This window comes from Vibrio chagasii, assembly GCF_002954585.1.
Classification (GTDB): Bacteria; Pseudomonadota; Gammaproteobacteria; order Enterobacterales; family Vibrionaceae; genus Vibrio; species Vibrio chagasii_A.
The window spans coordinates 536,132-550,285 of record NZ_MSCI01000002.1 but is presented as its reverse complement, the minus strand read 5'-3'; the positions used below and the strand labels follow the sequence as shown (position 1 = coordinate 550,285).

Annotated in this window: 10 protein-coding genes; all 10 read right to left on the bottom strand. The window is 44.6% G+C overall.

All coding sequences use genetic code 11. The annotated features are described in order from the left end of the window. Nucleotides 1-3: 3 nt before the first annotated feature. Nucleotides 4-2,031 carry a flagellar filament capping protein FliD gene (fliD, locus tag BTO10_RS10625; protein ID WP_105024508.1) on the bottom strand — a complete coding sequence of 676 codons (2,028 nt, stop codon included), beginning with the start codon at nt 2,029-2,031 and terminating at the stop codon, nt 4-6. Nucleotides 2,032-2,053: 22 nt separating this feature from the next. Next, nucleotides 2,054-2,479, bottom strand: coding sequence for a flagellar protein FlaG (gene flaG / locus BTO10_RS10620; protein ID WP_063523632.1), 426 nt, complete (start codon nt 2,477-2,479; stop codon nt 2,054-2,056). Nucleotides 2,480-2,559: 80 nt separating this feature from the next. Next, entirely contained in the window at nt 2,560-3,690 is a 1,131-nt protein-coding gene (locus BTO10_RS10615; protein ID WP_105024507.1) for a flagellin, read from the bottom strand. Between the two features lie 898 nt (nt 3,691-4,588). Beyond that, on the bottom strand, nt 4,589-5,722 hold the full coding sequence (locus tag BTO10_RS10610; RefSeq protein WP_063523634.1) for a flagellin: 1,134 nt from the start codon (nt 5,720-5,722) through the stop codon (nt 4,589-4,591). Between the two features lie 635 nt (nt 5,723-6,357). Further along, on the bottom strand, nt 6,358-7,494 hold the full coding sequence (locus BTO10_RS10595) for a flagellin (protein WP_004739699.1): 1,137 nt from the start codon (nt 7,492-7,494) through the stop codon (nt 6,358-6,360). Nucleotides 7,495-7,913: 419 nt separating this feature from the next. Then, complete coding sequence (flgL, locus tag BTO10_RS10590) at nt 7,914-9,104, bottom strand: flagellar hook-associated protein FlgL (protein WP_004739701.1); 1,191 nt, start codon at nt 9,102-9,104, stop codon at nt 7,914-7,916. 8 nt (nt 9,105-9,112) lie between these two features. Further along, the gene (gene flgK, locus BTO10_RS10585; protein ID WP_004739702.1) at nt 9,113-10,993 is read right to left on the bottom strand and encodes a flagellar hook-associated protein FlgK; all 1,881 of its coding nucleotides are present in this window, start codon (nt 10,991-10,993) and stop codon (nt 9,113-9,115) included. Between the two features lie 211 nt (nt 10,994-11,204). Beyond that, on the bottom strand, nt 11,205-12,122 hold the full coding sequence (gene flgJ / locus BTO10_RS10580; protein ID WP_105024505.1) for a flagellar assembly peptidoglycan hydrolase FlgJ: 918 nt from the start codon (nt 12,120-12,122) through the stop codon (nt 11,205-11,207). Between the two features lie 10 nt (nt 12,123-12,132). Then, the gene (locus tag BTO10_RS10575) at nt 12,133-13,224 is read right to left on the bottom strand and encodes a flagellar basal body P-ring protein FlgI (protein WP_004739708.1); all 1,092 of its coding nucleotides are present in this window, start codon (nt 13,222-13,224) and stop codon (nt 12,133-12,135) included. Nucleotides 13,225-13,318: 94 nt separating this feature from the next. Next, the gene (flgH, locus tag BTO10_RS10570; RefSeq protein ID WP_105024504.1) at nt 13,319-14,095 is read right to left on the bottom strand and encodes a flagellar basal body L-ring protein FlgH; all 777 of its coding nucleotides are present in this window, start codon (nt 14,093-14,095) and stop codon (nt 13,319-13,321) included. Nucleotides 14,096-14,154: the final 59 nt, after the last annotated feature.

Here is a 14,154-nt window from a genome sequence, read left to right as displayed (position 1 = left end):
CTATTAACCCAACGCATTCATCATGCTGCCAAGCTGAGACTGCATCTTACTGGTTGCATCTTGCATGGCGGTGAACTTAGAGTGAGTACGACTTTCAAGACTGTCCATTCGGCGGTCTAAGGCGTTTTGGTCGTCCGCTAAACGGTAGTTTTGCTCAACCAGGCTCTTTTCTCGAGTACGGATTGAGCCCGTAATACCAGTGATACCCTGAATCGCATCTTCGACCTTTTTAGCAAAGCCATTATTGCCGCCAAAGAACTCGCCCAGCTTATCAAAGTTATTGTTTAGCTGTCGGTCCAACATGTCGTAGTTGATCTCTAATGAGCCTTGTCTGGTGGTCGTGATACCAAACTCAGTTAAAGACTTGAGGTTTTCAGGTGCCCCTTCGATGCTTGAAGAGAATACCCCTTTCAATCGTGAGTCGGCGTTGCGAACCGTACTATCACCAGAAAGCGGGCCTTTTTGTCCGGTCGCAGGATCAACACCCGCCAAGTTTTTAGACACTTGGTAAAACTGGTTGTAAGAATTCACAAAGGCTTCAATGTCTTGGCGAACACTATTACGGTCGTACTCAACACCAATTTCTGCCGGTGGCTTATCTTTTGGCGTCTTTCCTTTCACCGTAATATCAATGCCTTCAACAGCATCTTCAATCACGTTGTTATTGCTAGAGAGCTGAGCGACACCATCCAGAACGACCATTGAGTCTTGGCCAGCTTGAACTTCGGTCATGCCGCTGTAACTATCAAAAGATTGCTGAGCAAGCGCCAAATCAGCTTGTGCCTTATCGACTTTCTCTAAGCGCTCTCGCTCTTCAGGCTCTAATTTGGCACGCTCGATATTTTTCGCTTGCTCTGCGGTCAATTCACCGTTTTCTACTTTCTTGGCCAGATCCGCTTTTTCTTGAGCGATCTTTTCTTCGATACGTGCTTGTTCTGCCTCAAGCTTTTGCTGGGCTTCTTTCGGTGTCACATATGAATCAGTTAAGGTACCAGAGGCCGTGTTCGACCAACCAGGAACATCAGGCGCTTTCTCGATGGCTTTTTCGTCAAGCTCAAGTTCTGGTGTGTAATAAGAATCTAAAAGCGTGCCAGAAGCGGTTTCCGTCCAACCTGGGATATTGTCTTCAGGCATGACAGATTTTGCCGCTTGAGCGGCGTCTAAGGCAGCTTGACCATCTGCAGCGGCTTGTTCACCAAAACTAAGGCTTTGAGAGCCATCTTCTTCAGGAGACGTTGAGTCCGCTTGAGAACCTGGAATGATATTGCCGTCTTCGTCGACAGCTTCATCAGCTTTCGGGACATCGTCAAAGATAGCCTCATCGATAAGATCAGCGGCTTTTCCAGTAGGTGTGAGCCCAAGTACCTCTTGAGCGGCAAGGCGAGCTTTCTCTAGCGCTTCAACACGTTCTTCAAGGGTTTTGTATTCGAGTTTTTTTAGAGGATTTGACGCATCAGACTCTACATTAATGCTAATCTGTTGATCTGCGCCAGATTTGTTGGATGCGACAATAAGTCGAGGGCCTTCGGTATCATTAATAATGGATGCACGAACGCCTGGGTTTCTATCTGCACCGTTTATGCTGCGAACAACATCGATTAGCTTTGATCTATCTCCAACTTGTACATCAAAGCTATCATCACCAAGCGAAACCTGCAGCTTACCTGGGCCAAATTTCATGTCATCAGACAAGACATCTGACGCCACTTTATGGCTTTGGGCAAGCTGCAACACATCGATGGCATATTTGCCAGCGATCGCTTCAGTAGTCGCGGTTGCAGAAACAAGACCTTCATCGGTACTTTCAACTGTACGTACAGCGAAAGCTTTTTCCTGACGAAAGTTTGTCATCAGGTTTTTCATCGAATCGAGAGATTCTCTGAGTCTTCCATAGGCACTAATGCTGGTTTCGATTCGCGCTCTTTCATTGTCGATTCGTTGCTGTTTAGGTACACGCTCCGAATCCACAATTTTGCTGACCATGGAATTGATATCCATGCCAGACGAAATCCCCATTGGGCCAAAACTCATTAAACCACCTCAATAATACGACTTAGACCTTCACCTCAAATATTCTACTATTCGAGTTTTGGGCTGCTAGGCGTCTTAGAATTTCAAGCATTTCTTCATCAGGTATCTGACGAATAATATCGCCGGTTGTGGTTTCATAAATAGTCACCACATCCCTTCCTGATTCTTCATCGACCTTAAAGGCAACGCCCTTATTGAGAGAGGAGATAAACTCGTTTACCTTCTCCACCATTTTGACTCGCTCTTCATCATTTAACTCTTTTCTCTCTTGAGCTAATTGAATCGCAGCTTCGGTAGCTTCTTCTTTCGATTTCTCTACCTTGCCATGAGAGGTTGCTTCTTTCAGTCGTGAAATGCTCGACGCACTACTACCTTCATCGCTTGCAATTTTAATGCCATTAGGTGAGCCATAAGGCTGGATGTTCGATGCGTTAGATGGTATTTCCATAACACTCTCCCTCCCTCCTTCATGAGCCAACAGTAAAACTCCACGTAAAGCGGAGTTTACCGCTACTTACCGAGGTAAGTTTAGCCCAATAAGCTTAGAGCTGCTGATGGCGATTGTTTTGCTTGAGCTAGAATAGAAGTACTCGCCTGTTGTAGGATTTGAGACTTCGTCATTGCTGTTGTTTCTTTCGCGTAATCGGTATCTTTGATACGGCTCTTAGACGCATTAACGTTTTCGTTGATGTTGTCTAAGTTGCTGATTGCGTGGTCAAAACGGTTTTGGAATGCACCAAGAGATGCACGTTGGCTATCTACAGATTTTAGAGCGCCATCGATGATGGATACCGCTTCGTTTGCACCCGCAACTGATGTTACGTCGATGTCGTTTACAGTTACATCTTTACCTGCACCAATACCTAGCTCACTTGCAAGGCTGCCACCAAACTCAACATCACCTTCAACTTTTTGGCTAGAAGCGAAAAGTTGCAGTTTACCGCCTTCACCTACAGACGCTTTAACGTCTTGGCTTTGACCGTTGATGTAAGTTGCTAGCTCTTCGATATCGTTGCCTTCTTTAGCAGAGATAGATAGCTCTTGAGCTTCACCGAACTTATCGTTGTATTTGATAGTCAGGTCAGCACCAGCACCTACACGCCATGATGGATCTTTACCTTCAGTAACACCATAGCTCTTACCACCCATTTCTTGAGTGTCGGTACGCATGTTGCCCATAGATAGCATTACCGCTTCACCAGAGTCAGCACCGATTTGGAAAGATTGGCTACCGTAAGTACCGTTTAGAAGCTTGTTACCACCAAAAGAGGTTGTTTCAGCGATACGGTTAAGTTCTGTGTTAAGAGCAGATACTTCTTCTTGGATAGCGACACGCTCAGACTTGCTGTTTGAACCGTTTGCAGATTGAAGAGAAAGGTCACGCATACGTTGCAGAATGTTGGTTGACTCATTCATTGCACCTTCAGCTGTCTGTGCAATAGAGATACCGTCATTTGCGTTTTTCACAGCCATATCTAGGCCGCGACTTTGTGACGTTAAGCGGTTAGAGATTTGTAAGCCTGCAGCATCATCTTTTGCGCTATTGATTTTATAGCCAGAGGACAAACGCTCCATTGATTTTTGAGTACCTTCAGCCGCGTTGTTTAGGTAACGCTGAGCCGTCATTGCAGACACGTTAGTGCTTACATTAATCGCCATAGTTGATCTCCTTTAGGCATTTTTTAACGCACTCATGTGACTCTCACCTCACACAAATACATATCAATTTGTTTACGCACCACTGTCTCTCTCACCTTACATTGGTACATATCATTTCTCTCAATCCCTTTAACGGCGCCTTAATTAGAAGCTTTAATAAAAAATGTGTTTTTTTTCGCATTATTTTCAATAACAAAGAAAAGTGTGATCGCCGTTCAATTAATCGACCGATATGCGCTAAAGTTTCCTGTCTTCACTCATTTATAAGTGTTGCCTTGTACATAAAAAGAATAAAGCGGATCCCTGATATCTCGTTCTACTCGACTCTGGGATGGCGGTTAATTACCTCACCGACTTACAGATAGCTCTTCATTTCTGACAGCGGTAAACCAAAACTAAAAAATCACCTCCTCTAAAAGCTAGATTCCTGACACTTCGCTCTACTCGGTTCTGGAATGACGGTTAATTACCTCACCGACGTACAGATAGCTCTTCATTTCTGAAAGTGGGAGACAAAAACTAAAGAAATCACTTCCTCGAAAAGCTAGATTCCTGATACCTCGTTATACTCGGGTCTGGAATAACAATAAAATATTTGGTCTAACTGCGACATTGCTTACTCTAACCATTAGTGATGCTATTAAAAAAAATGGGATAACCTTCGTCCGGCTCCCGTCATTCCCTACAAGGACGGACGACCGTGACAGGGAGTCTCACTTATTACCCATTACCCAATTTAGGCATTCCCGCATGCACTTTAGCCACCCGCAGAAAAGCAAAAACCCAGCCGAAGCTGGGTTTGTTTAGCGCTCATCTCTCACCACGAGCTAATTTGTGGAGGCCTTTCGTTAACGCTTTGTCTCAACAACGCTTATAGTCAACGTGGCTTTTCAATCGATTAACCTAGTAGGCTAAGTGCCGAGTTTGGCGCTTGCTTCGCTTGAGCAAGAATCGAGCTTGAAGCTTGAGAAAGGATCTGAGACTTAGTCATCTGAGTCGTTTCTTTCGCGAAGTCGGTATCTTTAATGCGGCTCTTAGATGCATTAACGTTCTCGTTTATGTTGTCTAAGTTGCTGATTGCATGGTCGAAACGGTTTTGGAATGCACCCAGTTCTGCACGGTGGCTATCTACGTACTTAAGTGCCGCATCGATGATTGCTACAGACTCTTGAGCACCGCCAACAGACGTTACGTCGATAGTATCAACCGTCACTTCTTTAGAAGCTTGAATGCCTAGCTCACCAGCAAGACCACCAGAGAAAGACACATCGCCGCTTACCTTGTTGTTGCCCGCGAACATTTGTAGCTTGCCATCTTCAGTTACAGACGCTTTAACAGAGTCTTGTTGACCGTTGATGTATGTCGCTAGCTCTTCGATGTCGTCACCCGCTTTTGCGCTGATGTCGATTTCTTGCGCTTGACCAAAGTTATCTGTGAACGATAGTTTTAGGTCGTTTGAACCCGCTTGTACGTTCCAGTCTTTGTCTTTAGCGTTCTCAGTTTGGTAGCTCTTACCACCCATCTGAGCATTATCAGAGCGCATATCTTTCAGGTTCAGCATTACCGCTTCGCCGTTATCCGCACCGATTTGGAATGATTGTGTACCGTAAGTACCGTTAAGCAGCTTGTTACCACCAAAAGACGTCGTTTCCGCAATGCGGTTTAGCTCGTCGTTCAGAGCCGTTACTTCTTCTTGAATCGCTACACGCTCAGCTTTTGAGTTTGAGCCGTTTGAAGATTGTAGAGAAAGATCACGCATACGTTGCAGGATGTTAGTCGTCTCGTTCATTGCGCCTTCAGCGGTTTGTGCAATAGAGATACCATCGTTCGCGTTACGAACAGCAACATCTAAGCCGCGGCTTTGAACGTTCAAACGGTTAGAGATTTGTAGGCCCGCAGCGTCGTCTTTTGCGCTATTGATTTTAGAGCCAGAAGATAGACGCTCCATTGATGTTTGTTGTGCGCTGTTTGCGTTGTTTAGGTAACGTTGCGCAGTCATCGCTGAAACGTTGGTATTTACATTCACTGCCATGGTGATTTCTCCAATTGATTTTCCGGTATTGCGGTTTCCGACGTCTCGGAAAACCAAGTAGTTCTCTCAAAGTTACTTTTAATAACGGCTCGAAAATCAGAAGCTTTAGAAAAACTTTAAAAAAACCACAAGAAAATTATTAACCATAAAAATTTCAACAACTTAAAAATTAAACTTTCTAAAATAACTGTAGATTTTTGTTATTGAGAGCATGTAGGCTGTTTGAAAAACGTTCAAACTGGCTTTTTAGTTAGCCTACGTACAGAAATGATCAATCAGCAAAATTCATGGCTGTAGGCAAAAAGGTGGGCTGTTTTTCACAAAGTCCTCAGAGAAAATTGAAACTAGCAGAGCGAGAAAACGAAGAAAGATCGTTAGAAGGGAAAATAAAACACAATCTGCAGAAAGGAAAAAGCCCCTTTTCCTTTGAGAGAACCGGGGCTAGTTGGCGCGTCAGAGCCTGTGTGGAGATCATCGAGAAATGAACACATTTCCGACTCGCCGTTGCATTCTTACCGTAAAAATGGATAGCAGGTGAGAGATGAGAGAGCTAAACACTCACTAGTAAGTATGCTTGCCAGTTTCCCTTGCTGCATGGCTCACGTCTGAACACGAGCAGCAAGTTCAACCAATAACTATTGCAATAGTGACATTGCAGAGTTAGGCAATTGTTTTGCTTGAGCAAGTATTGAAGTACCTGCTTGTTGCAGAATTTGTGATTTGGTCATTTGCGTCGTCTCTTTCGCAAAGTCCGTATCTTTGATTCGGCTGTTTGAAGCGTCTACGTTCTCTTGAACGTTTGCCAAGTTATTAATACTGTGGCTTAGACGGTTCTGTTTCGCACCCAAATCAGCACGCTGTGAATCTACGTACTTCAATGCAGAATCAATAACGCTGATAGCGTTCTGTGAACCAGCAACACTTGTTAGACTGATATCTTGAACTGATGTTGCACGGCCTTCGCTCTTAATTCCAAGCTCAGATGCCAAGCCACCAGAGATAGACATCGCACCATCTAGGTCTGGTTCTGCTACGAATAACTGTAAACGACCGTCATCAGTAACCGATGCATTTAGTAAGTCAGATTGACCATTAATGTAAGTCGCTAACTCTTCAATATCGTCTCCAGCTTTAGTTTTGATATCTAGAACGATGTCTTCACCCGCTTTAGTTTTGAATTCAAACTTAAGGTCGCTCGCCGTTGGCGGCACTTCCCAGTTCTTATCTTTCGCGTTTTCTGAATCGAACGTAGTACCACCCATACGGTAGTCATCTGCACGGATACTTGTCAGAGCCATGATCATTGCTTCACCAGAGTTAGAACCGATCTGGAATGAAGCTTCACCGAATGACCCGTTCAGTAGACGACGACCACCAAACGATGTGGTTTCCGCGATACGGTTAAGCTCATCTTGAAGTGCCATTGACTCTTCATTCAGTGCAGTACGCTCTGCCGGCGAGTTAGTACCGTTTGATGATTGAATCGCTAGATCACGCATACGTTGTAGTACGTTAGTCGATTCGTTCATCGCACCTTCTGCCGTTTGAGCAATCGAAATACCGTCGTTGGCATTACGCATTGCCACATCAAGACCACGAGATTGAGCCGTTAGACGGTTCGAGATTTGCAGACCTGCCGCATCGTCTTTCGCGCTGTTGATCTTGTGACCAGATGACAGACGCTCCATAGAAGTCGCTAAGTCATTAGACGCTTTATTCAGGTAACGCTGCGCTGTCATTGCGGAAACGTTAGTACTTACATTAACTGCCATTTTGCTCTCCTTATGAGTTCGCAAGCTCTCTGCGAAGCGGCCAGCTTTACTCTCATATGGATAAGCACTGACCGTATGTTATTCAATAAACCTTATACAAGGTTTAAGATCTGTATTAATCATTTATAACCAACACAGATACAAGTTGTATGCCAAGTTTAATTTTGTATAAATAATTTTTTTATTGACTAATAATCAAAAACTTACAGAAAATTAAACGCGATTATGATTGTTTACTTTTAGAAGATGAAACTGCCCTCATCCTCTTGTTGCCGTTTTTTGCCGCTATATCAAGAAACATTATGCTTCGTACGAAAAAGCGGCAATTTTTGAAGTCATTCGCACGTATGGCATAGCACATAAGGCAAAGAATCGACTCCTTTGTATTTAGCAGTTCACCACTAAATACCGATAAATCATTAAATATAGTTAAACAAGGTTAGGTCTTTTGTTTTACCAAACGCTTGTTGTGAAGCTTGCAATGCTCGAGAGTTTTCATTGAATTCAATGATGGCTTTCGAGTAATCCAAATCTTCAAAGTTGCTTTTCGCTTTCGCCAAAGACAACTTAAAATCTTCATGTTGTTGCTCTTGAATATCCAATGTACTCAAACGGGCACCAACGTCTGTTCTTGCTTTCGTTAAGTGAATAAACGCAGCATGAAACTCTTCCGTCATTTGGTGCAGTTTTGCCGTTGCCGATGCATCGGACACTGGGTTTTCTACCTGTTCTGCCGCTTCTTTGAACGTGTCAAAGATCGAGAATGTCTCTCTCGGCTCTAAGGTGATCGAATCACCCTTGGTGACTTGTCCTTTAAACTGAATATTTAACCCTTCGTAGACAATGCCAGTCGCAGGGTCAAAATCTTCAGCAGCAACCACTGCGCCATCTTTTTCAAGTTGGTACGCAAACTTACCGGTCTGCATATCAACAAAGGTTACTTTATAAGTAGAACCATCTTCAGCGCTGTTGGTTGCGCGGCCTAGCAGTAACTCAGATGCGGGCTCAAGTTCATATTGAGGCTCGTAATCACCGAATGGGTTATCTATTTCCATAAATAACTTACTGCCAGGATCATTCATCGCCATCTCAAAGCTACTCGCGACTCGCATCTTGCGCTGATAGTCGTCGCCTTGATACGTCACTGTTCCTTCGTTATCGCGAAAGAAAGGCTGGCTTTTCGGCTTAGTACCGGCGAATGTGTAGTTGCCAGACTCGTCTTGAGAGTTCGCTAAGTACAAAAAGTTATTCGCTAACTCTTGGATTTCACGCTTCTTCGCTAAACGGTCTTCAGGAGAAAGTGCACCGTTGATCATTTCCATTACGGTTCGCTTTGCCTCATCAGCAAAACCTTCCGAGTTGGCGATTAGTACCTCATGGTGCTCAAGACGGTTCCTGACTAGGGTAATAGCATCAACGTATTGCTCTAGCTGCTCTGATTGCTGGCCGATATTTTGTAAATAATGCGTCGCTAACGGGTCATCACTTGGCGACTGTAACTTTTTACCGGAGGCGAGCTGCGCTTGGTTGTGATGTACCTTATTCTCTTGGCGGCGCAAGTCATTTTGTACTGCCTGATAATTATGGAAGCTGGAAATACGATTCAACATTTACAATTCTACCTCAGAGCCAAAATAGTATTAAACGTGTCGTTAGCAGCTTGCATGATGCGTGAAGAAGCCATATAAGCTTGTTGAAACTTCATCATGTTTGCCGCTTCTTCATCGAGGTTGACCCCCGAGATTGAAGCAATACGCTCTTGGGCAGACTGCTTTTCCAACGTCGCAATTTCACTTAAACGATTAGCCGTTGAAGACTTCAGACCCGTATTAGTATTCAGGTTGTGGTAAAGGTCTAAAATCGTAGACTCACCATCGTTCAAAACTTTTTCGGTTTGAAGATCTTGAAAATTACGTAAGTTGCCATTGTCACCCTCTGATGGGACAAGGTTTGCCGTAAACTTATCGTTCGGCACAGCTCCCGCTGTTAGTTCAAAGGTCGTACCGTTAATCGTCACAGGCCCTTGTGGTGGATATGGCTGAGGCTGCATTAAGATGTTGCCCTTGGGATCCGTCACTGCAAATTGCTCACCTTTTGGGGACACAATCACTTCAAATTCACGTAGCTGACCCGCCTCAAGGATTTTAAACCCAGCTGTGCCCTTGGCAAACGTCGTGGACGCTTCATAGCTTTGTGCAGCAATATCTTTTGGATCTGTGGTTGTCACATGGACCTGCGCAGCAAAATTACGCGTTGGACGCAGTAACAGCTTTTCACCAAGTTCGGGGGGATTACGAATTTCAACGCGCATACCATCAAGGTAAAATGCGTTGCCGCTCGAATCGGTACTCACTTTGACCGTTTCGCCACTTGGCTTGGTCACCACGTAATCACTACCATCGTATTTAAGACCGTACTCCCCACCTTTTAAGTCAGAAGTATCATCAATAAACACAGCAACATCCGCTTTGGATTGCCCGCTTGTCGTCACACGAGATTTTGCCATCAGCTCAGAGTTCACATCAGTAAATAAATTCTTACCCACGTTACCATTGAGATCTAAACCTTGTTGTTGAAAGGAGTTAACCTTATATGAAAAAGCTGTTGCCAAGCGACCAAGCTCATCCATGATCGCTGGGATATGTTCATCTCGCATATCTAACATGGCACCAATTTTTCCATCAATATCACTACTAGTGATCGGCTTTAAAGACTTACCTTCAACAATCGCTAATCTACGCTGGTGTGCGTCAGGTAAACCATCCACCATTTTTAGCTGGCTTGCCTCACTACCTGATACTAAGGTGTGACCGTTGCCGATATGGACATTGAAGCCTTCGGCATTTGAGCGCGGCGTCACTGTTACTTTGGTATAACCAGAAAGCTCATTGATTAGCTTTTCGTGCTTATCTCGCAAGTCATTGTGCGGCCCAGGGGTTCGCATCATCAGGCGTTGAACATCACGAATCTCGATCGCGAGTTGGTTGACTCGTTCGATACCCATATCTAATTTTTTATTAGTAGAATCAGACTGTTGTCGAACCGTCTCATGAAATTCATTCAGCGTTTTACTGAGTAGCTCGGCTTTTTCTAGTACGACCTCTCGTGCACCAACGTCATTCGGTGTATCGGCTAAGGTTTTAACCGAATCAAACCATTCATTTAGGTTTTCTGGAATCTTCTTCGAAGCCACCGAAGACAACATATTCGACAGCATATCCAAGTTGCCTTGAGTGTCGCCTTTGTTGGCGGCATTGGTTGTCGATAGGTTAAGTTCATTGACGGCAAATTGGTCCCAAGAGCGGCGAACATTTTCCACATGCACACCCATGCCGTAGGTTTGACCACCGTACTGGCGCGGATCATTAACACCTTGAATCACAGATTGGCGGCTATAGCCCTCTGTATTGGCGTTAGAAATGTTATGACCTGTGGTGTTTAGCTGTCTCTGAGCAGTAAGAACACTTTGTGCCCCTACATTCAGAAGATCCGACGCCATAATGCCCCCAAAAAACTTAACAAAATCAGGATAAACTGATTAACTACCAGTTTAAAAAGCAATATGTATGCCAACAGATAAAAAAGAGAATCAAAAGGCGTTAATTCATTGAAGTATAAAGAGATAACTATATGTGGTGCTATTGAATCTTATACGGCAGATAAGAAAAGAGCCTGCCAGTGGCAAGCTCTAGATGTTCAATCGATGTGACTTAGTTCATCTCATCAATCTTAGCTTTAACTCGCAATACCTTATCAGCGTAGTTAGGGTCAGTTGCGTAGCCTGCTTGGTGAATCCCTTTAATGAAATTCTCTGAGTTGCCTTGGTGTTGCAGCGCCGTTTCGTACCTTGGGTTTTCATTCAAGAACTTCACATAATCGTTGAAGCTGTCTTCAAAACTTGAGTACGAACGGAAAGAGGCCGATTCTTTAACGGCCGTTTTACCATGGAACTCGAGTGTTTGAGTCGCCACTTTATCACCTTTCCAGCTTCTGTCTGCTTTGATGTTGAATAGGTTATTACTGTTGCCCAGAGAGTTCTTGACCATCTTAGAGCCCCAGCCTGTTTCCAGTGCCGCTTGAGCCAATAGTAGAGATGAATCCACACCAAGGGCGCTTGCCGCTTTTTCTGCGTAAGGCTTCATTGAAGCGACAAATGATTCTGGTGAGTCGAAAGAGACCGGCTGTTTGGCTGCTGACGCAGATTGGATTTCTGACGTTCTCTCATCTGAACGACCTGAGAATTGTGGTCTTTGCAATGAAGTATCAAAGCCTTCGCTACGAACCTTATCTTCTGTCGCGTCGCTAGATTGGCCGGCACTTAACTGAGCAACAATCATATCCGCAAGGCCTAGTGAGCCATTCGCACTGAGCTCACTCGCCATTTGATCATCTTGCATTTGGCGGTAGAACTGTTCGTTCTGGCTGTTCAACATATCCGATTTAAAGCTAGAGTTCGCATCGCGCATCGACTTAAACAACATTGAGGTGAAAATCGCTTCAAACTGTTTTGCCGCTGCGGTCAGTGCTTCTTTCTCACTGCCCTCTTCACCGTTTACTGCTTGTTGACGAAGACGGTCTAGGCTACCGATGTCGTGAATAAAGCCGATGTCGTTGTTATTCTTAATCATGCTCTATTCCTTAGATAATGATCAGCTGGCCTTCAATCGCACCCGCTTGTTTCAGTGCTTGAAGGATTGCCATTAAATCAGAAGGCGCTGCGCCGACTTCGTTAACCGCTCTAACCAAATCGTCCAGTGTTAGACCAGGTTCGAACTTGAACATCTTGCCATCGGCTTCAGTGACTTCGATATCAGAATCCGGAACCACGACCGTTTGACCACCAGAAAATGCATTCGGCTGGCTCACGTTTAAGTTTTCTTTAATCGCGACAGTCATACCACCGTGTGTTACCGCCGCCGCTTTTAAGCGCACGTGCTTACCAACGACAATGGTACCAGTACGAGAGTTAACGATGATTTTCGCTGAGCCTTCAGCTGGGTCAAATTCAATGTTTTCGATTGCCGATAAGAAAGCCACACGTTGGCTGATTTCTCGAGGTGCACGCACTTTTACAGACGTCGCATCAACCGCAGAAGCCATTTGTGGACCTAAGAAATTATTAACCGCGTCAGCCATGCGCTGCGCTGTTGTGAAATCGGATTGGATTAGGTTGAATGTGATGTAGTCACCACGGCCGAATGGCGTTGGGATCTCTTGCTCTACTGTTGCACCACTAGAGATGATACCTACGTTAGGGTTATTACCGACAATCTTAGAACCATCGTTACCCTGAGCACTAAAGCCACTTACCACTAAGTTACCTTGCGCCACAGCATACACCTGACCATCAAGACCTTTTAGGAAGGTTTGTAGCAAGGTACCACCACGCAGGCTTTTTGCTGAGCCGATTGAAGATACGGTTACGTCAACTTCCTGACCTTGCTTAGAGAAAGCCGGCAGTTCAGCGGTAACAATTACTGCCGCGACGTTTTTGGTTTTTGGCTTAGTGCCAGGCGGCAATTGGATGCCAAAATTTTGTAGCATCGCGTTAAATGTTTGATCGGTAAAGGGAGTTGTCTCACCGGTACCCGGCAAACCCGTGACCAAACCATAGCCAACAAGTTGGTTACTACGAACACCCGCCACTTTTGCCACGTCTTTAATACGCGCAGCATAGGCACTGGTGGCAAGAAATAGCATGCCGAATAGTACGAGTGTCAGTTTTTTCATTGAGTAACCTGTCTGTATTGCTTTAATTAATAATAACTTAGCGAAAAGTTGTTGAGTAACGCGGACTGTCAGTATGTCGACGCCCTCTCAAGCTCTACAGAGATACATTAAAGAATCGTGCCAAGAATCCAGGCTCTTGCATATCTTGTTGCACTCCGGTGCCTGAATACTGGATTCGTGCATTAGAAACACGGTTTGAAGCGATGGTATTATCGAAATCAATATCGTCCGGACGGATGGTGCCACTTAAGCGGATGTACTCATCACCGGTGTTCAATGTCATCCATTTTTCACCACGCACCACTAGGTTACCGTTAGCGAGTACTTCAATCACTTCCACAGTAATGTAACCACTGATGCTGTTGCTCTGATTAGCAGATGCATCACCTGCGAAAGTATTGGTGTTACTTAGGTCGTACGAGAAGTTGTACTTGTCTATTGTTAACTCTTGACCACCAACAGCTAAAGGCTCCATTGATGAGTCATTCGACTTGGACATATCTGCATTGGCTTTTTTCGTCGCACGAGTATTTTCATCCAATGCCACAGTAATAATATCACCAATACCGCGAGGCTTTGAGTCATCGTACATACTGCCAATATGGTTTACGTTAAATAGTGAACCGGTTGCCGCTGCGTAATGTGCTGGCTTCTGTTTTGGGTTGATTGGCGCCCATGCAGGATCACCGGCAATAGGATCCGTTCGACCGCGAAGCGTATCAACAATGCCTGAACTTTCTTGAGCCGATTTATCACCTTCTACCGCATCAACCAGTGTGGTCGCGTTTTCTTGTGCCGGTGTCTCAATTGGATCCAATACAGAACAACCGCTCATAGATAAAAACAGGGCTAAACAAAAAATACGTTTCATGGCGATATACTCTCAGCAAGTCGTGGTAAATAGTAAGCCGTGACGAACACGTCGATTAA